General features: G+C 73.8%; 14 protein-coding genes. 12 read left to right on the top strand and 2 right to left on the bottom strand.

The features are described from left to right. The first annotated feature begins 350 nt into the window (after nucleotides 1-350). The 9 genes from ABD832_RS30110 (at nucleotide 351) to ABD832_RS30070 (ending at nucleotide 19,304) form a co-directional block, all read left to right on the top strand. Entirely contained in the window at nucleotides 351-6,059 is a 5,709-nt protein-coding gene (locus ABD832_RS30110; RefSeq protein ID WP_344901679.1) for a non-ribosomal peptide synthetase/MFS transporter, read from the top strand. Continuing rightward, nucleotides 6,056-6,304: an acyl carrier protein gene (locus ABD832_RS30105; RefSeq protein ID WP_344901676.1), complete on the top strand. Its 249-nt coding sequence runs from the start codon at nucleotides 6,056-6,058 to the stop codon at nucleotides 6,302-6,304. Before ABD832_RS30110 ends, ABD832_RS30105 begins: the two co-directional genes overlap by 4 nt. Next, nucleotides 6,301-7,962: a class I adenylate-forming enzyme family protein gene (locus tag ABD832_RS30100; protein WP_344901673.1), complete on the top strand. Its 1,662-nt coding sequence runs from the start codon at nucleotides 6,301-6,303 to the stop codon at nucleotides 7,960-7,962. The genes ABD832_RS30105 and ABD832_RS30100 overlap by 4 nt, the downstream gene beginning before the upstream one ends. A 1-nt stretch (nucleotide 7,963) precedes the next feature. Beyond that, nucleotides 7,964-9,574 (top strand): condensation domain-containing protein, encoded by a 1,611-nt coding sequence (locus ABD832_RS30095; protein WP_344901671.1) that lies wholly within the window; start codon nucleotides 7,964-7,966, stop codon nucleotides 9,572-9,574. Further along, complete coding sequence (locus ABD832_RS30090; protein ID WP_344901668.1) at nucleotides 9,571-11,166, top strand: condensation domain-containing protein; 1,596 nt, start codon at nucleotides 9,571-9,573, stop codon at nucleotides 11,164-11,166. Before ABD832_RS30095 ends, ABD832_RS30090 begins: the two co-directional genes overlap by 4 nt. Then, nucleotides 11,163-12,764 (top strand): condensation domain-containing protein, encoded by a 1,602-nt coding sequence (locus ABD832_RS30085; RefSeq protein WP_344901665.1) that lies wholly within the window; start codon nucleotides 11,163-11,165, stop codon nucleotides 12,762-12,764. The genes ABD832_RS30090 and ABD832_RS30085 overlap by 4 nt, the downstream gene beginning before the upstream one ends. Beyond that, nucleotides 12,758-14,806, top strand: coding sequence for a non-ribosomal peptide synthetase (locus ABD832_RS30080; RefSeq protein ID WP_344901662.1), 2,049 nt, complete (start codon nucleotides 12,758-12,760; stop codon nucleotides 14,804-14,806). The genes ABD832_RS30085 and ABD832_RS30080 overlap by 7 nt, the downstream gene beginning before the upstream one ends. Continuing rightward, a complete protein-coding gene (locus ABD832_RS30075) occupies nucleotides 14,803-18,111 on the top strand; it encodes an amino acid adenylation domain-containing protein (RefSeq protein ID WP_344901659.1) in 3,309 nt (1,102 codons plus the stop codon). Before ABD832_RS30080 ends, ABD832_RS30075 begins: the two co-directional genes overlap by 4 nt. A 260-nt stretch (nucleotides 18,112-18,371) precedes the next feature. Beyond that, nucleotides 18,372-19,304 carry a DMT family transporter gene (locus ABD832_RS30070; protein ID WP_344901656.1) on the top strand — a complete coding sequence of 311 codons (933 nt, stop codon included), beginning with the start codon at nucleotides 18,372-18,374 and terminating at the stop codon, nucleotides 19,302-19,304. Here the strand turns inward: ABD832_RS30070 and ABD832_RS30065 are convergent. Further along, nucleotides 19,249-19,851 carry a TetR/AcrR family transcriptional regulator gene (locus ABD832_RS30065; protein ID WP_344901653.1) on the bottom strand — a complete coding sequence of 201 codons (603 nt, stop codon included), beginning with the start codon at nucleotides 19,849-19,851 and terminating at the stop codon, nucleotides 19,249-19,251. The two genes, ABD832_RS30070 and ABD832_RS30065, sit on opposite strands and share 56 nt — an antisense overlap. A gap of 159 nt (nucleotides 19,852-20,010) precedes the next feature. Next, the gene (locus ABD832_RS30060) at nucleotides 20,011-21,378 is read right to left on the bottom strand and encodes a sensor histidine kinase (protein WP_344901650.1); all 1,368 of its coding nucleotides are present in this window, start codon (nucleotides 21,376-21,378) and stop codon (nucleotides 20,011-20,013) included. 203 nt (nucleotides 21,379-21,581) lie between these two features. Between ABD832_RS30060 and ABD832_RS30055 the strand changes: the two genes are divergently transcribed. The 3 genes from ABD832_RS30055 to ABD832_RS30045 are packed head-to-tail and all read left to right on the top strand — an operon-like array spanning nucleotide 21,582 to nucleotide 25,271. Next, complete coding sequence (locus ABD832_RS30055) at nucleotides 21,582-22,760, top strand: acyl-CoA dehydrogenase family protein (RefSeq protein WP_344901648.1); 1,179 nt, start codon at nucleotides 21,582-21,584, stop codon at nucleotides 22,758-22,760. A gap of 31 nt (nucleotides 22,761-22,791) precedes the next feature. Then, nucleotides 22,792-23,772, top strand: a complete 981-nt coding sequence (locus ABD832_RS30050) for an acyl-CoA dehydrogenase family protein (RefSeq protein ID WP_344901645.1) — start codon at nucleotides 22,792-22,794, stop codon at nucleotides 23,770-23,772. A gap of 8 nt (nucleotides 23,773-23,780) precedes the next feature. Next, complete coding sequence (locus ABD832_RS30045; protein ID WP_344901642.1) at nucleotides 23,781-25,271, top strand: AMP-binding protein; 1,491 nt, start codon at nucleotides 23,781-23,783, stop codon at nucleotides 25,269-25,271. The last annotated feature ends 87 nt before the right edge of the window (nucleotides 25,272-25,358 follow it).

Below are 25,358 nucleotides of genomic sequence, written 5' to 3'. Positions count from 1 at the left end.
TCTGCGTAAAGGGTCTAACAGGGGGTTTATTCAGCTTTATTAGACTCGAAAACGATGCTGAAACCTTGACGAATTTGGCGTGTCATCCCTAGCCTCCTTCGTGGGAGCGTTCCCACGTCGCCGTGCCCGCACGGCGGACGACGCGCTCGGACGGGTGGACTCATCCCGGCCGCACCAGCGTCACCCGGCGGCGGAGAACATCCGCGCCGATCATCACGCCATCGAACCGGTTCGTCCCGTCTGGGACGCGCCGATCCGCTCGGCCGCCATGGGACCGCCCACTCGGGCGGCCCTGTTCTCAACCACCGCGAGGGGGCTCGGGTGGTTCTCCTCGCCAGCACGGAGGTGTCGTGACGCGAACCGGCCTCTCACCGGCCAAGAAAGCACTGCTCGCCCAGCGTCTGGGCGGTCGCGTCGTCGCGACGTCGATCCCGCCGCGTCCGGCGGACACGGCGCCGCCGCTCTCGGCGGCACAGGAGCGCCTGTGGTTCCTGGAGCAGTACGCCCCGGGCACCGCCGCGTACACCGTGGCCTTCGCCGCCACTCTGGAGGGGGAGATCGACGAGGCGGCCCTCGGCCGCGCCCTGACCGAGGTGACGCTGCGGCACGAGAGCCTGCGCACCCGGGTGGTCACCACCGAGGACGGCGGGCCCGCGGTCGTCGTGGACGACGCGCCCGCGGCCGAGCTGCGGATCACCGACGACCCCGCCGAGATCGACGCCGAGACGGCCAGGCCCTTCGACCTGGCCACCGGACCGCTGCTGCGGGCGCTCCTGGTGCGGCGCGGCCCGGCCGAGCACGTGCTGCTGCTCACCATGCACCACGCGGTGACCGACGGCTGGTCGTGCGACATCGTCATGGAGGAACTCCTCACCCTGCACGCCGCCTACCGCGATGACCGCGAGGCGGGGCTGCCGGCGGTGCGGGTGCGCTACGGCGACTACGCGCACTGGCAGCGCGGGCGCGAGCACGCCGAGGACGTCGTGTACTGGCGGCGGCGCCTGGACGGGCTGGCCCCGCTGGAGCTGCCCACCGACCACCCCCGGCCGGCCGAGCAGGGCTGGCGGGGCGCCGCCTGCGGCGTGAGCCTGGACCCCGCCCTCACCGAGGCGATCACCGCGCTCGGCCGCTCCTGCGGCGCCACCCCGTACATGACGCTGCTGGCCGCGTTCGAGGTGCTGCTCTGGCGTTACTCGGGACAGCGCGACTTCGCCGTCGGCTCGCCCGTCTCCGGCCGGGACCTGCCCGAGCTGGAGCGCGTGGTCGGGGTGTTCGTCAACTCGCTGCCGATGCGCGCCGACCTGTCCGGCGACCCCACGTTCGCCGGGCTGCTGGAGCGGGTCAGGGAGACGGCGCTGGACGCCTACGCCCACCAGGAGCTCCCCTTCGACCGGCTGGTCGGGGAGCTGGGGGTGGAGCGGGACGTCGGCCGTTCGCCGGTGTTCCAGGTGATGTTCGCCCTGCAGAACTACCGGTCCCGGCCGCTGGACACCCCGGGGCTGACCATGACCCCGCTCCCGGTCACGGTCACGGCCAGCCGGTTCGACCTCGCCCTCTACCTGTTCGACACCCCCGAGGGCCTGCTCGGCCACTTCACCTACGCCACCGCGCTGTTCCGCCCCGGCACGGTCGAGCGGATGGCGGCCTGCTTCGAGCAGCTGCTGAGGTCCGTCGTCGCCGACCCGGCCGCGCGGATCTCCGAGCTGGAGTTCCTGCCGCCGGACGAGCGCCGCCGGGTGCTGGCGCTCGGCGAGTCCGGCCCGGTGACGCCGCTGGGCCCGGGCCTGCTGCACGAGGCCGTGACCGAACGCGCCCGGCTCGTCCCGGACGCCGTCGCGGTCGTCGCCGGTGAGGTCTCGCTGACCTACGCGGAGCTGGAGCGGCGGGCCGGCAGGCTCGCCCGCCTGCTGCGGAGCCGGGGCGTGGGCGTCGGCGACCGGGTGGCCGTCCTGCTGGAACAGTCGGCCGAGACGGCCGTCGCGGTGCTCGGCGTGCTCAAGGCCGGTGCCGCCTACCTGCCGCTGGACCCCGAGCACCCGGCCGAGCGGCTCGCGTACGTGCTCTCCGACGCCGGCGCGAGGGCGGTCGTGACCACCCCGGAACTGCGCGACCGCGCGCCGGGCGACCTGCCCGTGGTCCTGGCCGCGGGCCCGGACGGACGCGGGGCGGAGTACGAGGACGGGCCGGACGGGAACGACGGGGAGCCCGTGCCCGGCGTCACCCCCGACGACCTGGCCTACGTCATCTACACCTCCGGGACCACCGGCCGGCCCAAGGGCGTGGCCGTGCAGCACCGGCAGGTGATGGTCTACCTGGCCGGGGTGCGCGAGCGGCTGGAGATCGAACCCGGCGGGGTGTACGGGCTGCTGCAGTCCCTCGCGTTCGACTTCGGGGTCACGATCTTCTACCTCTGCCTGATGAGCGGGGGAGCGCTGCACCTGATCCCCTCCCGCACGGCCGGGCCCGAGCTGGCCGCGTACTTCCGCCGGAACGGCCTCGACTACCTCAAGATCACGCCGTCCCACCTGGCGGCGCTGCTGGCCGACGCCACCCCCGAGGAACTGCTCCCCCGCAGGCTGCTGATCCTCGGCGGCGAGGCCGCCCCCCGGGCCTGGGCGGCCGGGCTCGCGGCGACCGGGCGGTGCCGGGTGGTCAACCACTACGGCCCCACCGAGGCCACCGTCGGCGTCACCACCTACCCGGTCGTCCCGGGAAGCGTCGTCCCCGACGGTCCCGACGGTGTCTCAAGCGACGCGGTCGCGGGCGGGGGCACGGTGGCGGCCGGGACGGTCCTGCCCATCGGCTCTCCCATGCCCGGCGCCCTGGTACGGGTGCTCGACGACGACCTGCGGCCGGTCCCGGCCGGTGTGCCCGGTGAGATCTTCCTCGGCGGTGACCGGCTCGCCCGCGGGTACCTCAACCGCCCCGCTCTCACCGCCGACCGCTTCCTGCCCGACCCGTACGGCGCCCCCGGGACCCGGATGTACCGGACCGGGGACCTCGGCCGCTGGCTTCCCGGCGGGGAACTGGAGTTCCTCGGCCGCCGCGACCTGCAGCTGAAGGTCCGCGGCTACCGGGTGGAGCCGGGCGAGATCGAGGCGGTGCTCGCCGAGCACCCCGGGGTGGCGCACGCGGTCGTGGAACTGCGCGGCGGGCGCCTGGTCGCCTACCTGGTCGCCCCGGCCGCGGGTGGCCGTGCGTCGAACGGCGCGACCCCGAACGGCGCCGTCGCCGACGGCGCGGTCCTCGGCGGCGCGACTCTGAACGGCGACGCGGCCGCGGACGGCGCGGTTCTCAGCGGTGCGGAGCTGCGGTCGTGGCTGGCGCAGCGGCTCCCCGACTACATGGTCCCGGCCCGCTACCTCTGGCTGGACGAGCTGCCGCTGAAGTCGCACGGCAAGGTCGACAGGTCCAGGCTGCCCGACCCGGGCGCCGAGGCGCCGTCCGCCGGGTCCGTACCGCCCGAGACCCCGCTGGAGGAGACGGTCGCCGCGATTTGGGCGGACGTCCTGGAGGTGGAACGGGTCGGCGCGCTCGACGACTTCTTCGACCTGGGCGGCCACTCGCTGCTCGCCATGCGGGTGATCGCCCGGTTGCGCAAGGAGGTTCCCGGCCGGGTGCCGACCGTGCTGGAGCTGTTCAAGAACCGTACGGTCAGGGACCTGGCGCGGTTGCTGGAGAGCGGCGACGAGGGTGCGGCAGGGCTGCTGCACCGGCTCACCCCGGCCAGGACGGCCTCGGCCACCATGGTCTGCGTCCCGTTCGGCGGCGGCAGCGCCGTCGTCTACCAGCCGCTGGCCGACGAGCTGCCCGCGGACTGGGCGCTGTACTCGGTCGCGGTCCCCGGGCACGAGCTCGGCGAGCGGTCCCGTCCCTTCGACGAGGTCGCCCGCGAGTGCGCCGACGAGATCCTCGCCGGGATCAAGGGATCGCTGATCCTGTACGGGCACTGCGGGCTCGGCGTCATGCTGGTCACCGAGATCGCCCGCCACCTGGAGGAGGCCGGCCGCCCGGTCGACGCGATCTACCTCGGCGGTGTGTTCCCCTTCGCCCGTCCCGGCCGCGGCCTGGGCCGGCTCGGCACCCTGATGGACCGGCTGACCAGCGACCAGGGCAGGATCAACGCCCTGGCCGCGGCCGGTCTGGACGTCGAGGAGTTCGAGCGCGACCAGCTCAAGCTGATCATCGAGAACCGCCGCAACGGCACCCGGACGGCCGAGCGCTACTTCACCCGGCTGTTCGAGGAGGATACCCGCCCGTTCCAGGCGCCGATCATCTCGGTGGTGGGAGAGCGGGACCCGGCGACCGAGTTCTACCAGGAGCGCTACCGCGAGTGGCGGCACCTGTCCGGCACCGCCGCCTGCGTGGTGCTCGACGAGGCCGGGCACTTCTTCGTGAAGTACCGCGCCCGCGAGCTGGCCGACATCCTCACCGGCACCCACCTGGCCCTCGCCTCCGGGCGGACGGCGCCGCTGGAGCGCACCGAGGACTCCACCTGGTGGCTCCAGGGCGTCTCCGGGCCGCCGCCCGTCCCCGCGCCGTCCCCGGTCCCGGGATCGTCCCCGGGCCGCGCGCTGTCGCTGGTCCCCGACCCGTCCCCGGACTCCGGGGGCGCCGGGGGCGCCGGGGGCGCCGGGGGCTCTGGGGCGTCCGTGACCGGGCCGGACCGGCCCGCCGCGACGACGGGACCCCCGCCCGGGATGCGGCGGTTCCTGCTGGTCTCGATCGGACAGCTCGTGTCGATCACCGGATCGGCGCTGACCGAGTTCGCCATCCCGATCTGGATCTACCTGACCACCGGCTCGCTGGTGAGGTTCGCGCTCTTCGCGGTGCTCGGCCTGGTGCCGGGCATGCTCGTGGCGCCGCTCGCCGGGGCGATCGTGGACCGCTACGACCGGCGCAAGGTCATGCTCTGCGGGGACGTCGCCGCGGGGAGCACACAGCTCGTGCTCGGCGTGCTGCTCTGGACCGGGAACCTGCAGATCTGGCACATCTACCCGCTGCTGGTCTGCCTGTCGGTCGCGCTCACCTTCCAGCGGTTCGCGTACGGCTCGGCGATCCCTCAGCTGGTCCCCAAACGGTTCCTCGGGCACGCCAACGGGGTGGTGCAGATGGCCACCGGCACCGCCCAGCTCATCGTGCCGCTGATCGCGACGGGCCTGATGGCCACCATCGGGCTGGGGGGCATCCTCATCATCGACGTGGTCAGCTACGCGGTCGCCACGCTGGTCCTGCTCTTCGTCCGCTTCCCGTCGGCCATGCCGTGGCGCCGCAGGGAGAGCGTCCTGGCCGAGATGGCCAACGGCATCCGCTACTCCTGGGGCAACACCGGCTTCCGCGGCATGCTCGTGTTCTTCGCGGTGCTGAACGTCTTCCTGTCACCGCTCTTCCTGATGGTCTCGCCGCTGGTGCTGTCGTTCGCCACGCTCGACGACGTCGGCGCGATCGCGTTCGCCGGAGGGCTCGGCGTCTTCCTCGGCGGCCTGACCATGACCGTCTGGGGCGGACCCCGCAGGCGCCGCCTGTACGGGGTGCTGCTGGCCACGCTCACCCTCGCGGTGTTCTGCGTGCTCACCGGCCTGCAGCAGAACCTCGTCGTGATCGGGGCCGGGGCCTTCGGCATGTCGTTCTGCCTGACGATGCTCAACGGCGTCTACGCCACGATCATCCAGGTCAAGGTGCCGCAGCGCTTCCACGGCCGGGTCATCGCGCTCAACACGCTCGTCGCCTGGTCCACCCTGCCGATCGGCTTCGGCCTGGTGGCCCCGTACGGCAGCGCCGTGTTCGAACCGCTGATGGCGCCCGGCGGGCCGCTGGCCGGCACGGTCGGCCTGGTGCTCGGCACCGGCGAGGGACGCGGCATCGGCTTCATGTACGTGTGCTTCGGGCTGGCCATCGCGCTCATCGCGCTGGTCGCCATGCGGGTGCGGGTGCTGGCCCGTTTCGACGTCGACGTCCCCGACGCGCTCCCCGACGACCTGGTCGGTTTCGAGACCCTGCAGAGCCGTGCCCGCAACAGAAACCGTACGGAAAAAGAAACGGAAGAGGTCAGAGCATGACCGGCCCGCTGGCCCCTAGGATCGCCGCCATGATCTCCACCGCCTGCGACGGGCGGCCGACCGCTCAGGAGATCCTCGGTTCGGACGGTTCGCTGTCCGCGCTCGGTGTCACCTCGCTTGGGCTGCTCCGGCTCATCGACGCGGTGGAGGAGGAGTTCGACGTCACCCTCGACCTGGACGGCGAGGCCGCCTACCTGGACAGCTTCCCGCTGCTGGTCGGATACGTGAACGAGAGGACGCCGTGACCTCCCCGGCGACCCCGCCGACGCCCGCGACCGTGACGGCGCCGACGGTCTCGCCGACCCCGGCGACCCCGGCGACCCCGGCGAGACCGGCGAGGCCGGCCCCCGTCCCGGCCCCGGCGACCGTTCCCGGGATGCTCCGGCTGCGCGCCGCGCAGGAGCCGGACCGGGCGGCGGTCGTCGTCGAGGGCGGCCCGGAGCTGACCTTCGGCGAGTGGGAGCGCCGCTCGGACGCGGTCGCGCACGGCCTGCTGGAGCGGGGCGTGCGGCACGGCGACCGGATCGGGCTGCTGTTCGGCAGCCGGGACTGGGCCGACTTCTCGGTCGCCTACTGCGCGGTCCTCAAGGCCGGGGCGGTCGCCGTACCCGTCTCCGACCGGCTCGCCCCCGCCGAGGTCCGGCACATGCTGGAGCACTGCTCGGCATCGGCGGTGCTGTGCGGGACCGGCCTGGTCCCTCCCGGCGGGAGCGACCGGTGGAGCGCGGCCGTCGCCGACCTGGAGGACGGCACGGACACCCCGCCCGACGTCCGGGTCTCACCCGGCGACCTGGCCCAGATCCTCTACACCTCCGGCACCACCGGCCTGCCCAAGGGGGTGGGCGCCAGCCACGCGAACCTGGCGTACGGCTGCGAGACCCGGCCGAACCGGCGCAGGTTCGGCCACTCGCGCCACCTGCTGCACGCCTTCCCGATCGGCACCAACGCCGGCCAGACGATGCTGATCAACGCGCTGGACGCCCGCCCGGCCATGCTCACCCTGGCGCGCTTCACCCCCGCCCGCTTCGCCAGGCTGATCGAGTCGCGGGGCGTGGGGACCGTGTTCGTGGTCCCGGCCATGGCGATCGAGTTCCTCAACGCGGGCCTGCACGAGCGGCACGACATGTCGAGCGTCCTGCTGCTCGGCTCGGCGGCCTCGGCCCTCCCGCCGGCGGTGGCCGTACGGCTGGCCGCCGCCTTCCCCAAGGCGACGATCACCAACTACTACACCTCCACCGAGGCGGCCCCCGCCCAGACGATCATGATCTTCGATCCGTCCCGGCCGGGGGCGCTGGGCAGACCGGCGGCCGGAGCCGCGCTGCGCGTCGCCGACCCCCAGGGCCGCGCGCTGCCCAGGGGCGAGACCGGTGAGGTCTGGCTGCGCTCGCCCACCGCGCCGCGTTCCTACTACCGGGACGAGCGCTCCGGCACCGAGACGTTCCGCGACGGCTGGGTGCGGATGGGGGACCTCGGCTACCTGGACGACGGCGGTTACCTCCACCTCGTCGACCGGGAGGGCGACGTGGTCAAGTCGGGAGCGTTCAAGGTCTCGACGATCCAGGTGGAGGCGGCGCTGCACGAGCACGAGGACGTCGCCGAGGCCGCGGTGGTCGGCGTCCCGCACCCGGTGCTCGGCACCGTCGTCGCCGCCGCGGTGGTGCTGCGTTCCACCCGGTCCGACCGGCCGGACGGGGACGGGGAGCCGTCGGGTCCCGGGGGTCCCGGCGGGGGGTTCGCCGGGGAGCTGCGCGCCTTCCTGATGGAGCGCCTGGCCGGGCACGAGCTTCCCGACCGGGTGCTCGTGGTCGACGCCCTGCCCAGGAACCAGTCGGGAAAAGTCATCAAAAGGGAGCTGCGGGGCCTGTTCGAGGCCGCCGCGGCAGGCCGGACGGAGGGCACCTGAAATGTCGCTGCCGCTGATAGACGGATGGGAAAGGGCGTCCTTCGCCCAGCAGGGAATGTGGATCACCGAGCGGACGGGTGCCGGCGGCCGGGCCTACGCGATGCCGCTGACCGTGCGGTTCGACGGCCCGCTCGACGTGGACGCGCTGCTCGCCGCCTGCGCGGCCGTCGTCGGGCGCCACCCCGTGCTCGCCGCGGTCCTGGCGGAGCGGGACGGCGAGATCCGGCTGCTCACCGGTGAGGCGCCGCCGCAGATCCGGTTCACCGACCTGTCCGGGCCCTCCGGCGAGGCCGCTCCGGAGGCCGCGATCGACCAGGCCCTCGAGGCCGAGGTGGCCCGCCCCTTCGACCTGGAGACCGGCCCGCCGTCCAGGTTCACCCTGTTCAGGCTCGCCCCCGGCCGTCACCTGCTGCAGGTCGTCGCCCACCACGCCGTCTTCGACGGCATGTCGAAGGAGGTCCTGCTCCGCGACCTCGCCGCCGCCTACGCGGGGTCCGCGCCGGCCCCCCTGCCGATCTCGTACGGGGAGGCGGTCCGTACCGAACAGGAGCGGGTGGCCGCCGCGCTGGAGGAGGCCGCGGAGTTCTGGCGCCCGCGCTGGCACGACGAGCAGGAGGTGGCGCTGCCCGGCCCGGCCCGTCCCTCGCTGCGCGCCGCCCCCGGCGACACCCTGGACCTGCACCTCGGCGACGAGGTCGCCGCGATCGCCGGGCCGCTGGGCCTGACCCGCTTCGAGACGGTGCTGGCCGTCCTGCACACGCTGCTGTACGGGTACGGCAACACCACGGTCGCGGTGGCCGTGGACCTGTCCACCAGGACCGAGGAGACGCGCGAGCACGTGGGGGCGTTCGTCAACGAGCTGCCCGTGGTGTCCCGCCCGGCGGGGACGTTCGCCGAGTTCGCCCGGTCGGTGCGGGAGGAGGTGCGGGCGATCTACCGCTTCCGGGAGGTCCCGCTGGCCAGGGCCCTGGGCGGGATCAGCCCGCGCGCCGCGCTCACCCCGGTCTCGCTCAGCTACCGGGGACGCTCGGGCGCCGACCCCTCCTTCGACGGCCTGGAGACCTCGGTCGACTGGTCGGCCTCCAACGGCGCGGTCCGCAACACCCTGCACCTGCAGATCGTCGACGGCCCGGACGGGATGCGGGCCCACCTGCGGTTCAACCCCGAGGCCATCGGCCGCGCCGCCTGCGAGCGGGTCGCCGAGGACCTGCGGGTCCTGCTGGAGGGCGTCGCCGCCCGTCCCGGCACTTCGATCGACGAGCTCCCCCTGCCCGCCCGGGTCGTCCGCGCCGTCCCCGCGGAAGCCGCTGGAGCCGCTGGAGCGGCGGAAGCGGCGGGCTCCGTCGCGGTCGCGTCCCCGGCGGTCGCGCCCGCCACGCAGGGGGCGGACGCGGAACTCGTGCGGGTGGTGACGGAGATCTGGTGCGAGGCGCTCGGGACGGACGAGGTCGGCCCGGAGGACGACCTGTTCGACCTCGGCGGGCACTCGCTGACCATCACCCAGATCATCGCCCGGGTCCGGGACCGGCTCGGCGTCGAGCTCTCCTTCGAGGTGTTCATCGACACCCCGACCGTCGCGGGCGTCGTCGAGGAGATCGGCAGGTCCCGATGACGGCGACGGCGGACGGTCTGGTTCCGCTGTCCTCCGAGACGGTGGAGTTCACGGGCGCGCGAGGCGGCGACTCGCCGTTCACCTGGGGTCAGCTGGCCTTCTGGCGGCTCACCCGGTGGCTGGACGACGACGACCCGTTCTACAACATGTCCTGGGTGCTGCCGGTCTACGGCAGGCGCGACCTCGACGCCGTCCTGTCCGCCCTGCGCGCGCTCGTCGAGCGGCACGAGGCGCTGAGGACGACGTTCGAGCAGACGCCCGAGGGGCCGGTGCAGCACGTGGCCGACCGGGGCCGGTTCACCGTCGAGGTGTTCGACACGAACGTCAAGCCGCTCGCCGCCGCCAGGGAACTGGCCGCCGGAATGGCCGCCAGGGCGTTCGAGTACGCCGCCGATCTGCCGTTCCGCTGCGCGGTGGTGACGGTCGACGGACGTCCCAGGATGGTCGCGTTCGCGCTGTGCCACCTGGCCGTGGACGGTGGCGCGCTGGACGTGCTGGCGCGCGACTGGCGGAGCCTGCTGGCCGGGGCCGAGCCGCCGGGGCCGGTGTGGCAGCCGATGGACCAGGCCGCCTTCGAGCAGGAGGGGGCGGGTGCGGCCCGTGGCGAGCGGGCGCTGCGGCACTGGCGCGCGCAGCTGGAGCGGGTGCCCATGACCATGTTCGACTTCCCCCCTGTGACGCCGGAGGAACCGCGGTTCATCCGGCTCGGCATGGAGTCGGTCGCCGCGGCGGCCGCGACCGAGACGCTGGCGGCGCGCTGGTCGGTCAGCGCGTCCACGGTGCTGACCACGGCGAGCGCGGTGCTGCTGAGCGCGCTCACCGGGCACCGCCAGGTGGTCATGCAGCTCATCGTGGCCAACCGGCACGACCCCCGGGTCGCGAGCATGGCGGGCACCGCAGCGCAGGACGGGCTCTTCGTCCTCGACCTGCCCGGCGGGACGTTCGCCGACGCCACCCGCGCCGGGCACCGGCAGGCGCTGACCGCCTACCGGAACGCCCAGTACGACGCGTACCGGATGATGGCGCTGCGCGAGGAGGTCGGCCGCGAGCGCGGCGGGCCGATCAACCTGTCGGCCTACTTCAACGACGCCAGGACCATCACCGACTGGCCGCACCTGCCCGCGGTGGACCCGCCGGGCGATCCGGCCGCGATCGCCGCCCTCACCGGGCGGACCAGGGTCTTCCACGTCGCCTCCTGGGCGCAGGTGGACGCCACGGCCATGTTCTCCACCGGCCCCGCCACCGACGTCTGCCAGCTCTACCTGATGGTCGACACAGCCTACGTGCCGCGCTCCACGACCCAGGCGCTGCTGCTCGGCATGGAGACGCTGCTCGTCGCCGCGGTGGCCGGGGACGTCCCGCTGGACGGGGTCGCGGAGCTGTGCGGCATCACGCCGGTGGAGCGCCCCGCCGCGACGCGGGAGCACCCGGAACCGGTGGACGCCGTTCCGATGGGCGCGAGCCCGATGGACGCCGCTCCGATCGACGCCGTTCCGATGGGCGTCGGTCCGGTGGACACAGGTCCGATGGAGGCCGGGCGGCTCGCCGGGCAGGGGATCGCCGTGCCCGCGACACCGGGAGGTGGCCGGTGACCGCGGAGGAGCAGGCGCCGCAGGGCTCGCGCGCGGCGCTGCTCGACCGGCTGCTGCGGCTGCCTCCCGAACGGCGCGAGGCGCTGCTGCGGGAGATCCGCGAGCGGGGCGGGAACGGCTCCGCGGGGACGACGGACCGGGACACGTCGGGGGGCACGTCCGGGGACACGGCCGGGAACACGCACGGGAGCGCGGCCGAGACCCCCGGGAACACGACCGGCCGGGACACGGGCGACGCGGGCGGCGCGGGCGACGTGGGCACGGACGACGGCCCGGCCGGGGAGGGCGAGGTCTGGCCGCTGTCGTTCGGGCAGGAACGCCTGTGGTTCCTCGGCAGGTTCGATCCCGAAGACACCACGTACCACACCCCCTGGTGCGTGCGGCTGCGCGGGCCGGTCGACGCCGGCGCGATCGCCGCGGCATTCACCCGCGTCGTCGAGCGGCACCACGTGCTGCGCACCCGCTACCGGCTGGACGGGGACCGTCCCGTCCAGATCGTCGTGCCCGCCGCGCCGGTGCCGGTGGAGTCGGTGGACGTCACCGGCGACCCCGACCCCGCCGTGGTGGAGTTCGTCGACCGGCCGTTCGACCTGGAGCACGGCCCGCCGCTGCGGGTCGCGCTGCTGCGGCTGGGCGAGGACGACGTCCTGCTCTGCATCGTCCTGCACCACATCGTCGTGGACGGCTGGTCGCTGGACGTGCTGATGCGGGAGGTGACCGAGTGCTACGCCGCCCACCGGGAGGGCAGGCCGCCGCGGCTGGAGGAGCTTCCCACCCAGTACCCGCGGATCGCCGAGGAGGACAGGCGCCGCGCCGAGAGCGACGAGGACGCCTCGCACCTGGAGTACTGGACCAGGACGCTCGCCGGGGCGCCCGCCCTCGACCTCCCCCCGGACCGTCCCCGCCCGGCCCGCTGGAGCGGACGCGGCGGGCAGGAGAGCCTGCTCGTGCCCGACGAGACGATCACCCGGCTGGAGGAGGTCGCCAGGGCGGCTCGCTGCACGCTCTTCACCGCGCTGCTCGCCGCCTACCAGGTCACCCTGGGCGGGGCCTCGGGGCAGGACGACTTCTGCGTCGGCGTGCCGGTCGCGGGCCGGGACCGCACCGAGATCGAGCCGCTCATCGGCTACTTCGCGACCACCATGGTGATGCGCGCGGACCTGTCCGGCGACCCCACCTTCCGCGAGCTGCTCAAGCGCACCCGGCTGACGCTCTTCCGGGGGCTGCAGCACGCCGGCACGCCGTTCGAGCGGATCCTGGGCGGGCTGCGCCTGCCCCGCGACCTGGGCAGGCCGCCGCTCTACCAGGCCATGTTCAACCTGCACAACCTTCCCAAGGGCCACCTGCTGAACACCACGATGGGCGACCTGTCGGCCGAGTTCCGTCCCGTCCCCACGGCCGGCCGTACCAAGGCCGAGGTGTCCGTGGACGCCTGGCGGGGGCCCGAGGGCCTCGGCGGCGTCCTCGACTACAGCAGTGACCTGTTCTCCGCCGAGACCGCGCGGCGCCTGACCCGGGCCTTCACCGGCGTGGTGGAGCGCGCCGGGGCCGACCCGGATCTCCGGCTGTCCGACCTGAGAGGTGCAACACCGTGGTGACGACCGTGCCGATGACGCCGAACCCGTCCCTGGACCCGTCCCCGGACCCGGCGTCCGAGCCGATGCCGGGATCCGGCGGAGGCGCCGGATCCGTGCGGGAGCCGGGAACGGGACGATCCCGGGCCGGATCCGCGCACCGCTCACCCGCCCCGGCACCGGACGCGGTCGCCGTCAGCGGCCCCGGGGGCGAGCTGACCTACCGGGAGCTGTCCCGGCGGGTCGGGGACCTCGCCGCCGTGCTGCGCGAGCGGGGGGTGGGCCCGGAGACGCCCGTCGGGCTGTGCATGGAACGGACCACGGGGATGGTCGTCGCGCTCCTGGCGGTCTGGGCCGCGGGCGGCGCCTACGTCCCCCTCGACCCGGCCTTCCCCGAGGACAGGCTGGCCCTGATGCGCGAGGACGCCGGGATCGGCCTGGTGCTGACCCAGCCCGGCGTGGACCGGCGGCTGCTGGCCGGCGTCCCCGACGTGCTCTCCCTCACGGCCGGTGGCGAGGTCCCGCCGGCGCCGGGCGGCACGTCCGCGTCCGGTGCCGCCCTTCCCTCCTCGGGCCTTCCCGTTTCCGATCTTTCCGCGCCGGGTCTTCCCGTTCCCGGGCTCTCCGGCCCGGCCGGGAGCGGGCTGGCGTACGTGCTCTACACCTCGGGTTCCACCGGGCGGCCCAAGGGCGTCGAGGTGCCCGGCCGGGCGGTGGCGAACCTGCTCGCGTCGTTCGCCGACCGGCTGGGGCTCCTGCCCGAGGACCGCTGGCTGGCCGTCACGACCCTGTCGTTCGACATCTCCGTGCTGGAACTGCTGCTGCCGCTGGCGTGCGGGGCTCGGGTCGTGGTGGCCTCCGCCGAGCAGGCCGCCGACGGCCCGGCACTGCGGGCGCTGGCCGTCGCCGAGCGGATCACGGTCATGCAGGCCACCCCGGCGACGTGGCGGATCCTGCTGGAGGCCGGGGGCGTACCGGAGACGGTCCGCCTGCGGCTCTGCGGGGGAGAGGCGCTGCCCCGCGACCTCGCCGACGCGCTCCTCGCGCCCGGCGCGGACCTGTGGAACGTCTACGGGCCGACCGAGACGACCGTGTGGTCCACGGCCGGGACCGTCGAGCCGTCCCCGGCCGGGATCGACCTGGGCGGGCCGATCGCCGAGACGTTCCTGTACGTCCTCGACGAGCGCGGCCTTCCGGTGCCGGACGGCGAGGCGGGAGAGCTGCACATCGGCGGCGACGGGCTGGCCCGCGGCTACCGGGGCATGCCCGGCCCGACCGCGGCCCGGTTCCTGCCCGACCCCTTCGCCGGCCGTCCCGGGGCCCGCATGTACGCCACAGGCGACCTGGTCCGGAACGCCCCTGACGGGCGCCTGGAGTACCTCGGCCGGGCGGACCGGCAGGTCAAGATCAGAGGATTCCGCGTCGAGCTCGGAGAGATCGAGACCGTGATGCACTCGGTGGAGCGGGTACGCCGGGCCGCCGCGGGCGTCTGCGACGGGCCGGACGGCCTGCCCAGACTGGTGGCGTACGTGGTCCCCGCGTGGCCACCGGCGCCGGAGGGTCTGTGGGAGACGCTGCGCGACCGGCTGCGGGCGAGCCTGCCCGAGTACATGGTCCCGGCGCACCTCGTCACGCTCGACGCCCTGCCGCTCACCCCCAACGGCAAGCTCGACCGCGCGGCGCTCCCCGCGCCCGACTGGACGGCGTCGCCGGCGACCCCCTACCGGGCACCCTCGACCCCCGCCGAGGACGAGCTCGCCACGATGTGGGCCGAGGTGCTGGGCGTGGACCGGCCGATCGGGGTCGACGACGACTTCTTCGAGCTCGGCGGGCACTCCCTGACCGCGGCCCAGATCATCGCCAGGGTCCAGTCGCGCTTCGGGGCCGCCGTGCCGATCGTGGCCCTCTTCGAGAACCCGACCGTCGCGGGGCTCGCCCGATGCCTGGACGACCTGGACGACGACGACCTGGACCTGTCCGAGATCGCCGCGCTGCGCGACCAGCTCGACGGGCTCGACGCCGACGAACTGGCCGCCATCTTCGACGAACTGGCGCCGGGCTCGTGAAGGCGCCCCTGTCCCCGGCGCAGGAGCGGCTCTGGCTCCTGCAGCGTCTCGACCCGGGCAACGCCTCCTACAACGTGTACCTGGTCCGCAGGCTCGAAGGCCCGCTGGACAGGTCCGCGCTGCTGCTCGCGCTCACCGACGTCCTGTCCCGGCACGAGAGCCCGCGCACCCGGTTCGCCGAGGAGGAGGGCGTGCCCTGGGCCGTGGTGGAGAACGATCCGCCCGCGGTCGAATGGCTGGACGCGGGCGATCGCGGTGACGCCGGACACCTGGTGGCCGAGCGGGTCAACGCCCCGTTCGACCTGGAGGCCGGGCCGCCGCTGCGCGTCGCGGTGATCCGGGTCGACGCGGGCGAGCACGTGCTCTGCCTCACGATGCACCACATCGTCGCGGACGGCTGGTCGCTCAACGTCCTCCTCGACGACCTGGCCGACTGCTACACCGCCCGGCTGTCCGGGACCGAGCCCCGGCTGCGCCCGCTGCCCGTGCAGGCGAGCGACTACGCCCGGTGGCAGCGCCGCAGGGCCGGGCGGGCCGTGCCGTACTGGCGCGAGAAGCTCGCCTCCCCGCCCGCGTCGGAGCTGCCGTTCCGGCGCGCGGGACAGGGGAGCGGACGCGGCGAGACGCAGCGCGTCCGGTTGCCCGCGGCCACGGCGCGCAGGCTGGAGTCGCTGGCCGCCGAGCACCGCACCACCCTGTTCACGGTGCTGGTCGCGGCCTACCAGACGCTGCTGCTGCGGCACACCGGGCAGGACGACGTCCTGGTCGGCACCGTCGTGGCGGGCCGTGACCGGGTCGAGCTGGAGCCGATGGTCGGGTACGTCTCCCAGACGCTGATCCTCCGCGGCGACCTGGCGGGCGACCCGCCGTTCACCGCGCTGATCGGCCGTACCCGCGGCGAGGTCCTGGGGGCGCTGGGCAATCCCGCGGTCCCCTTCGAGCAGCTCAGCCACCCGGCCGAGTCGCTGCTGCCCTCCATGCTCATCCTGCACACCCAGGACGCCGGTCCGCGACGGCCCTTCGGCGACCTGACCGTGACCGACGCCGACGCCGGTTTCCGGCAGGCCAAGGTGGACCTCCTGGTGGAGGCGTGGTCCGACCAGAACGGCCTGGAGCTGTCCTTCTGCCACGACACGGGCCTGTTCGAGACGGAGGAGGTCGGCCGCCTGGCCGCCAGGTTCGCCCTCCTGCTCGGATCCGTCGCGGCCCGCCCGGACACCCCGCTGTCGGCGCTGCCGGTCTGGACCGACGCCGACCACTCCGACATCCGCGCGCTGCCGGCCGGGCCGGTCCCGCCCGCCGGGCACGCGGCGCTGTCCGCCTCGGACGCCGCCTCGGACGCCGTCGCGGACACCGCCTCGGACGCCGTCGCGGACACCGCCTCGGACACCTTCACGGACACCTTCACGGACACCTTCACGGACACCGTCGCGGGTGCCGTCGCCGGCGACGGCGCGACCGGGGTCCCGGGCGTCGTCACGGTCCCCGGGATGATCGCCGAGGCGGCGCGGCGGGCGCCCGGGGCGGTCGCCGTGGTCTGCGGCCGGGAGAGCGTCACCTACGGTGAGCTGCTGGCCCGCACGCAGGCGCTCGCCGGGGTCCTGCGCGAGCGCGGCGTGCGGCGCGGCGACGTGGTCGGCGTCTGCCTGCCCCGCTCGGTGGAGGCGATCGTCGCGCTGCTCGCCATCTGGCAGGCCGGGGCCGCCTACCTGCCGTTCGATCCCGAGGTGCCGGACGAGCGGCTGGCCTTCTCGATGGCGGACGCCTCGGCCACCTGCCTGATCACCCTGCGCGAGCCGCCCCCGGGCCGTGTCGCCGTCGCCCCCTCCGCCGGGAACGGGACCTCCCCCGGAAGCGGTGCTGTCACCGGGAACGGTGCTTTCACCGGGAACGGGACGGCACGTGTCACTGCGGACGGTGACCCGGGCCGGATCGCGGTCGGACCGCTGGACGCCGCGTACGTCATCACCACCTCGGGCTCCACCGGCGTTCCCAAGGGGGTGCTGGTCGAGCACGGCGCGGTGGCGGCGCGGGTGCGCTGGATGCGCGCGGACTACGGCCTGACCCCGGCCGACGAGGTCGTGCAGTTCGCCTCGCTGGGCTTCGACACCCACGTCGAGGAGATCTTCCCCACGCTGGCCGCGGGGGCCAGGCTCGTCCTGCTCCCCGACGGTGCGACGTCCCTGCCCGCCCTGCTGTCCTCACCCGCGGGCGGGACGGTCACCGTGCTCGACCTGCCGACCGCGTACTGGCACTCGCTGACCGAGGAACCGGAGGAGACGGCCTGGCCGCCCGCCCTGCGCCTGGTCATCCTCGGCGGCGAGCAGGTCGCGGCACCGGCGGTGGAACGCTGGCGGGGCCTGCTCGGCGACCGCGTCCGGCTGGTCAACACCTACGGCCCCACCGAGGGGACGGTGATCGCCACCGCCGCCGACCTCGGGGCCGGGGACGTGACCGGCCGCCCGCCGATCGGGACACCGATCGGCCAGACCACCGTCCGCGTGCTCGACGGCCGGGGAGAGCCCCTGCCGCCCGGTGCGGCCGGGGAGCTGGTCATCGGCGGGGCCGGGGTGGCCCGCGGCTACCTCGGCAGGCCCGCGCTGACGGCTGGCGCGTTCGTCCCCGACCCGTACGGGGCACCGGGAGCGCGCCGCTACCGCACCGGCGACCGGGCGCGGTGGCGTCTCGACGGGCGGCTGGAGTTCCTGGGACGGTTCGACGCGCAGCTGAAGATCAGGGGGTTCCGGATCGAACCGGGGGAGGTGGAGAGCCGCCTGCTCGCCCACCCGGAGGTGCGGCAGGCCTTCGTGACCGGCCGGGGGGAGGAGCTCGTCGCCTACGTCACCGGCACCGCGGACCCGGCCGCGCTCAGGGTTCACCTGGAGCGGTCGCTGCCGCACCAGCTCGTCCCCACCTCCTGGGTGACGCTGGACGCGCTGCCGCTCACCACGAGCGGCAAGGTCGACCGGGCCGCGCTCCCCGAACCGGCCGCACCGGTCCCGTCCGCGGGACGCGTGGAGCCGCGGACGGACGCCGAGAGGCTGGTGGCCGGGATCTGGGACGAGCTGCTCGGCGCGGGTCCGGTCGGCGTCTTCGACGACTTCTTCGCGCTGGGCGGGCACTCCCTGCTGGCGACCCGGGTGGCGGCCCGGATCAGGCGGGCCACCGGGATCGAGGTGCCGATCCGCACGGTCTTCGCCCGGAGCACGGTGGCCGGCCTCGCCGAGGCGCTGGAGGAGCTGCTGATCGAGGAACTGGAGGCGCTGTCCGACGAGGAGGCCATGGAACTGCTCGCCGACTCCTGAACCATCGCCGGGTCGTCGGTGTGGACGTCTCTGACGACCCGGCCGGGGATGCGGGACGCCCTGATCATCCCCTCGTCGTCGCCGCACTCCCATCCGATTTTTCGTCCTAATTGTACGAAGAGTCCAATAAGACGCAAAGGTCGCCGAGGGTATGAGGTCCCGCGTGCCGGTGTGGCGTCCTTCACTCAGCGTTGTATTCGGGCCACTCCCGATCCGGTGAGTGACGGGGTCGTCGCGTTGGGTGATGTCACCCTTCCGGTATGGCAGTGGTAGCTCCCCGGCCCGTCGCGGGAATCATGCTCCTGATCTTCGTCAGCGCCGCCTGGGGATCGGCCTTCCCGCTGATGAAGGACCTCATCGTCCGCGTGCCCGTCGCGGACCTGCTCGCCGAGCGGTACGGCATCGCCGCGCTCGCGCTGGCCGCGCTCCGGCCCGGGCACCTGCGAGGGCTGCCGGAGGGCACCTGGCCGACCGGCATCCTGCTCGGCCTGCTGTTCGGCCTGGGCCAGACGGTCCAGGCGGTCGCGCTGCACGACCTGCCCTCGTCGGTCTCCGGGTTCACGGTCGGCTCGTACGTGGTGATCACCCCGGTCCTCGGGCTGGTCCTGCTGGGGGCCAGGACGTCGGCGCGGGTCTGGGCCGCGGCGGCGCTGGCGATGGCCGCGATGGCCGTCTTCACCGTGCTGCGCGGCACCGAGGGCGGCCACGTCTCGCCGCCCGCGCTGTTCGTCACCCTGCTGTCCGCGGTGCTGTACGCGGGCCACACGCTGGCGCTCGGCAACTCCCCGGCCGCCCGGCAGAACGCCTACGCGGTCACGGTGATCCAGCTCGGCACCATCGCGGTGATGACGGGCCTCCTCGCCGCGCCGGACGGCCTGACCCTGCCCGCGGCCCCGGGCGACTGGGCCGCCCTCGGCCACCTGTCGATCGTGGCGTGCGCGCTGGGCTTCCTGGCCCGTTCGTGGGGCCAGGTGCACGTCCCGCCGGTGTCCGCGGCGGTGATCCTGTCGTCCCAGCCGCTCTGGGTGACCGCCCTGGCCGTCGCGCTGTACGGCGAGCCGCTCACCGTGGGCGTCTTCCTCGGGGGAGGACTGATCGCCCTCGCCATGCTGCTGATCGTGCTGCCCGGCGGGCCGCTCAGCCCAGCTCGTCGGGTGACAGACCCAGCTCCGCCGCCGCGGCCGTCCGGATGAACCCGGTCAGCCGGGCCCGCGGCAGCACCCGGCGATGCACCGTCAACTGCGTGGACAGGCCGTCGATCAGCGAGATGATCCGCCAGGTCGCCCCCTCGGGATCGGGGCAGGTGAACACCCCCGCCCTGACGCCGTCCTCGATGATCGCGCGCAGGGACTGCCTCCAGCGCAGGTCGATCCTGCGGGACATCTCCTCCAGGTCGGGGTTGCGCATCGACTCGGCCCAGGCGTCGATCCACAGGGCCCACGACTTGGACTTGCCGATGGGGGAGTACAGCCTCAGCAGGGCCCGCAGCCGGTCGAGGGGGGAGCCGCCCGCCTCCTCCACCGCGGCGAGCGCGTCCAGGTCGAGCTGGGCGGCGTAGGAGAACGTCTGGGCGAACAGCTTCTCCTTGGTCTCGAAATGGTAGAAGAGCAGCGCCTGGCTCACCCCGGCCGCCTGGGCTATGTCAGCGGTTCGGGTGTGAGCGAACCCCTGGGTCGCGATGACATCACAGGCGGTCCGGAGCAGATCTTCACGACGTAATCGCCCAAATCCCCTTGCCACAAGGGAACACTAGCGGGTCAAGTCCGGCTGTCCGGGGCAGGGGTGAAGGTCAGGGGGGTGTGACCCCAGGTGAGGGGCACCCCTGGTACGGGCCCTGTGCGCACGGGACGCGGCTCCCGTGGCCCGGCCGGAGCCCCCGTGAGCCGTGACATGTCCGGCTCAGGGGGGATCGTCCTCCTGCTCGCGGGCGAGCGGGAGACGCAGCACGAAGCGCGCTCCCGCGGAGTCGTCCTCCAGCCTCAGGGTGCCGCCGTGCGCGAGGGCGATCTCCCGGGCGATGGGCAGTCCCAGCCCGGTGCCCCCGGCGTCCTTGTTACGGGAGGCGTCCAGCCGGGTGAACCGCTGGAAGACCAGTTCCCGCTGCTCGGGCGCGATCCCGGCGCCGTCGTCGAGCACCTCCACGACGGCGGTGCCCTTGTCGTCCCTCTCGTCCCGACCGCTCTCGGTGTTCCCGGTGTCCCCGGCCCGGGACACTCTCACCGAGACCCGGTGGGCGGCGTGCCGTTCGGCGTTGTCCACCAGGTTCGTCAGCAACCGGGCCAGCCGGAGCCGGTCGCCGACGACCGTCACCCCCGGTGACAGGTCCCTGTCGATCCGGATGCGTGCCCTGCGCCGGTCCAGCTCGTCACCGGTCAGCGCGCCCAGGTCGATCCGCTCACGGCGCGCGGAGATCCCGGAGTCGAGCCTGGCCAGCGTGAGCAGGTCCGAGACGATCGCCTGGAGCCGGTCCAGGCTGCAGAGCATCGCCCTGGCCTTGGAGTTCCAGTCCACGTCGTCGGGGTAGAGCAGCGCCTCCTCCACCTGGGCGCGCATGGCCGTGAGCGGGCTGCGCAGGTCGTGCGAGGCGTCCGAGGCGAACCTGCGCTGCTGCTCGGCCGCGGCCTCCAGCCGGTCCAGCGTCTGGTTGATCGTCTCGGCCAGCTGCCTGATCTCGTCCCGCACGGCCGGGACCGTCACCCGGCGGCCGATGTCGGTCGCGGTGATCTCCTCCAGTTCCCTCCTGATCTCCTTGACCGGTTCGAGCGCCTCGCCCACCGTCCGGTAGGCGCCCAGCCCCGACAGCAGCACGGTCAGCAGCGAGGCGCCGAGGATGACGGCGAACAACCCGGGATGGACGTACCAGGGGACCGGTTCGGCGACGGAGTAGACGACCAGGTCGCCGCCCTCGCGATGGACCCGGAAGGCCACCACCCGCACGCACTCCCCGGGGAAGGCGGGCAGGTCGCAGACCCTGCTCTCGTGCGTGGCCCCCGACCCCGGGGGGACGAAGTCCGTCACCGGAGGGGCTCCGGCCAGGTTGGGCGTGGCGGCGACGACCCGGCCCGTCGCGTCCAGCACCTGGATGCCGTCGCTCTTCCCCCTCGGCAGCACGGCCGGGACCGGCCCCGGCCAGGACAGCCGGGCCGTCTGCAGCGCGGCCCCGGCCACCTCCTCGGTCTTGAACGCTCCCGACAGGTCGTGCAGGGCGGCCGTCGCGACCGCGGTGATGGCGACGCCGGAGACCAGGGCCATCATGACCGCGGTCATCGTCAGTCGCAGACGTACCGACCACGCCCTCCCCTCGAACACGTCACCCCCCGGCGTATGGAAAACCCTGGGGGATTACTTGCCGTTTCATGGACATTCACGGCCAAGGCGGGGCAAATATCTCCAAAACTCCTTAGTAGAGCATTGCTCTGTACGACCCATCCGGCGCTGGCTAGAGTAAGTGAGCACTGATTGGAGCGGACATGAATCTTCAGGAGTACCGGCGCGAGGCCAGGGCCTGGCTGGAGGCCAACGCCGGGAACACCGAGGTCGAGGCCGCCCCGGACCCCGGTGGCGTCGCCGCGGCGAAGGGCTTCATGGCGCGCCTGTACGACGCGGGCTACTCGGGGATCACCTGGCCGCGCGAGTGGGGCGGGCAGGGGCTGACCCAGGCGGAGGAGCGGGCCTTCGCCGAGGAGGCCAAGGACTTCACGCTGCCGACCTACGTCTTCTCCATCGGGCTCGGCATGTGCGGTCCCACCCTGGTCGACCTCGGCACCCCCGAGCAGAAGGCCCGCCACCTGCGGCCGCTGCTGCGCGGCGAGGAGATCTGGTGCCAGCTCTTCTCCGAGCCCGGAGCCGGAAGCGACGTCGCCGCCCTGCAGACCCGGGCCGTCCGCACCGAGGACGGCTGGCGGGTCACCGGGCAGAAGGTGTGGACCTCCGTCGCCCAGCACGCCTCCTACGGCCTGCTGCTCACCCGCACCGATGTGGACGTGCCCAAGCACAAGGGCCTGACGATGTTCATCGTGGACATGCGCGCCCCCGGCGTCACCGTCCGCCCGCTGCGCGACATGACGGGCCGCGCGCACTTCAACGAGATCTTCTTCGACGACGTGCACATCCCCGGGGAGAACCTGGTCGGCCAGGTGAACGACGGCTGGAGCTGCGCCGTCACCACCCTGCTGCACGAGCGCCTGTCGATCTCCAGCGGGGTCGGCATGGGCGGCCAGAAGGACAACCCGGTCGCCTTCGACGCGCTGCGCCGCACCGCCGACACCTCCGACCCGGTGGTCAGGGACGCGCTCGTCGAGCTGTACGTCCGCTCCCGCGCGCTCGCCCTGTTCAACCAGAGGCTCTCCCAGGAGACCAGGGCCGGGATCTTCCCCGGCGCCCGGGGCAGCGCCGCCAAGCTGCTGCTGGCCGAGCTGACCATGTTCCAGGCAGACCTGGCCACCTCCCTGGCCGGGCCCGAGGCCGTCGCCTACGAGGAGGGCGGCGGCGGGCTGGCCGAGGCGCTCTCCCTGGCCCCGGCGATGGCCCTCGGCGGCGGCACCAACGAGATCATGCGGAACATCGTCGGGGACCGGGTGCTCGGCCTGCCGCCCGAGCCGCGCCTGGACAAGAACGTGCCGTTCAAGGACCTCACGGTGAACGGGTGACCCGCCGGCCGGTGCAGAAAGGGCGAAACACATGAGACTCGTGCTCACCGAGGAACAGCGGGAGCTGCGCGACGCGGTCCGTTCCTTCCTCGCCTCGGCCTCGCCGCTGCCCCGGGTCCGGCAGGCCGCCGAGTCCGGGACCGGTCACGACCCCGAGGTCTACCGCAGGCTCGACGGCGAGCTGGGCCTGAGCGGCCTCGTCGTCCCCGAGGAGCACGGCGGAGCCGGGGCCGGGTACGCCGAGCTCGCCGTCGTGCTGACCGAGACCGGCGCGGCACTGCTGCCCGGCCCCTTCCTGGCGGGCGCGCTGGCCACGATCCTGCTGACCGAGACCGGCGAGAAGGAACTGCTGCCCGGCATCGCCGCGGGCACCACGGTCGCGACCGTCGTCCTCGACGGCGACCGCGCGATCAACGGCGCCGAGGCCGACGTGGTGCTCGCGCTGGACGGCCCCCGCGTGCTGGCCGTGCGCGGCGGCACCCGTACCCCGCTGACCACCCTGGACATCACCCGCAGGCAGGCCCGGGTGGACCTGACCGGCGCCGAGGAGATCGTCTCCTCGGCGCAGGGCGTGGCGCGTGCCAGGGACCTGTTCGCGGTCGCGGTGGCCGCCGAGCAGCTCGGCGTGCTGCGCGCCTGCCTGGAGGCCATCGTCGGCTACGCGAAACTCCGGGTGACGTTCGGCCGCCTCATCGGCTCCTACCAGGGCGTCAAGCACAGGCTCGCCGACATGCACTGCAAGCTGGAACAGGCCGAGTCGATCGTCCGGTACGCCGCCTGGGCCGCCGACGAGGCGCCCGGCGAGCTGCCCTCGGCCGCCGCGCTCGCCCAGGCCTACGTCGGCCGGGCCTGCTTCGAGGTGGCCCGCGACAACCTGCTGCTGCACGGCGGCATCGGGTTCACCTGGGAGCACGACGCGCACCTGTACTACAAGCGGGCCAAGGCCGACGAGGTGCTGCTGGGGCCGCCCCGCGCGCACCGGGCCCGTCTCGCCGAGCTGCTGGAGCTCTGAGGAGGGGCATGGCCGACATCAGCGCCCTGCCCGGCTTCTACCGGATCGCCGAGGCCGACCCGCAACGCCGCGCCCTGATCGACACCGACGGCACCGTGACGACGTACGGCGAGCTGCTCGCCCTGGTGAACCGGGTCTCGCACGGACTGCGGGCACGCGGGCTCACGACGGGCGACGTGGTCGCCGGGGTGCTGCCCAACGGCATCGACGCGGTGGTCATGCTGATGGCCACCGGGCAGACGGGGCTGTACTACGTACCGGTCAACTGGCACCTCACCCCCGCCGAGATCGGCTACATCCTGGACGACTGCGACGCCCGCGTCGTGGTGACCGGCCCCGCCGGCGGCGCGGCCCTCCCGGTCGGCGGCGCCCTGGACGGCGTCGCCGCCCTGGCCGGGGGGCAGCCGGAGACCGCCCCGGCGGACCGCACCTCGGGCGCGGTCATGTGGTACACCTCGGGCACCACCGGGTTCCCCAAGGGCGTGCAGCGCCCGCTGTCCGGGAAGGAGCCCGAGGAGACCGTCCCGCTCTACACCTGGTTCATGGGGGAGGTCTGCGACCTGCGGCCCGGCGACGAGGTCCACCTGGTGACCTCGCCGATGTACCACTCGGCGCCGTGCGCGCACACCATGTTCGCCCTGCACCTCGGGCACACCGTGGTGATCGCGGCCAGGTTCGAGCCGGAGACCGTCCTGGAGCTCGTCGGCCGCCACCGGGTGAGCAACGCCATGATGGTCCCGACCATGTTCCACCGGATGCTGCAGCTCCCGGCGGAGGTCAGGGAGCGCTACGACGTCTCCTCGCTCCGGCAGGTGGTCCACACCGGCGCGGCCTGCCCGGTCGCGGTCAAGAAGGGCGTCATGGACTGGTGGGGGCCGGTCCTGTACGAGTACTACGGCTCCACCGAGTCCTCCGTCGCCTTCGCGGTCAAGCCGCTCGACTGGCTGGCGCGTCCCGGCACGGTCGGCCGCCCCGTCCCGGGCGTCGAGGCGAGGATCCTCGACGCCGACGGGAAGGAGCTCCCCCCGGGGGAGGCGGGCATGATCCACGTCAGGTCGGCCACCGGCGGGTTCGAGTACCGCAAGGACCCGGCCAAGACCGCCGCCAGCATGCGCGGCGCCTGGTACGCGCCGGGCGACATCGGCTTCATGGACGAGGACGGCTTCCTGTTCATCTGCGACCGGCGCACCGACCTGATCATCTCCGGCGGGGTCAACATCTACCCGGCCGAGATCGAGGCGGCGCTGCTGGAGCACCCCTCGGTCGCCGACGTCGCGGTGATCGGCGTGCCCGACGAGGAGTGGGGCCACACCGTGGTCGCGCTGGTGCAGCCGGTGCCCGGCTCCGCCCCCGGCCCGCAGGATCTCCTCGACCACCTCGGCCCGCGCATCGCCCGCTTCAAGCACCCCAGGGTGGTGGAGTTCCGCGACGAGCTGCCCCGGACCCCGACCGGGAAGCTCTCCCGCTCCCGGGTCAGGGAGGAGTACCTGGCCCGCTAGGCGCTCCCACCGGGCCCGGCGGTCCCCGGCCCGGGCGGGCGACGGCGACCGGAACAGGCCGGAACAGGCCGGAACGGACCGGGCCCG

Source organism: Streptosporangium longisporum, from assembly GCF_039534895.1.
GTDB classification, from domain to species: Bacteria; Actinomycetota; Actinomycetes; order Streptosporangiales; family Streptosporangiaceae; genus Streptosporangium; species Streptosporangium longisporum.
This window is presented reverse-complemented; position numbering and strand designations above follow the sequence as displayed.

What these genes read in the sequence shown, in the direction of transcription:
- ABD832_RS30105 (WP_344901676.1), top strand. Translation starts at nt 6,056, where the DNA reads ATGACCGGCCCGCTGGCCCCTAGGATCGCCGCCATGATCTCCACCGCC.
- ABD832_RS30055 (WP_344901648.1), top strand. Translation starts at nt 21,582, where the DNA reads ATGAATCTTCAGGAGTACCGGCGCGAGGCCAGGGCCTGGCTGGAGGCC.
- ABD832_RS30090 (WP_344901668.1), top strand. Translation starts at nt 9,571, where the DNA reads ATGACGGCGACGGCGGACGGTCTGGTTCCGCTGTCCTCCGAGACGGTG.
- ABD832_RS30045 (WP_344901642.1), top strand. Translation starts at nt 23,781, where the DNA reads ATGGCCGACATCAGCGCCCTGCCCGGCTTCTACCGGATCGCCGAGGCC.
- ABD832_RS30060 (WP_344901650.1), bottom strand. Translation starts at nt 21,378, where the DNA reads ATGACCGCGGTCATGATGGCCCTGGTCTCCGGCGTCGCCATCACCGCG.
- ABD832_RS30050 (WP_344901645.1), top strand. Translation starts at nt 22,792, where the DNA reads ATGAGACTCGTGCTCACCGAGGAACAGCGGGAGCTGCGCGACGCGGTC.
- ABD832_RS30070 (WP_344901656.1), top strand. Translation starts at nt 18,372, where the DNA reads ATGGCAGTGGTAGCTCCCCGGCCCGTCGCGGGAATCATGCTCCTGATC.
- ABD832_RS30095 (WP_344901671.1), top strand. Translation starts at nt 7,964, where the DNA reads ATGTCGCTGCCGCTGATAGACGGATGGGAAAGGGCGTCCTTCGCCCAG.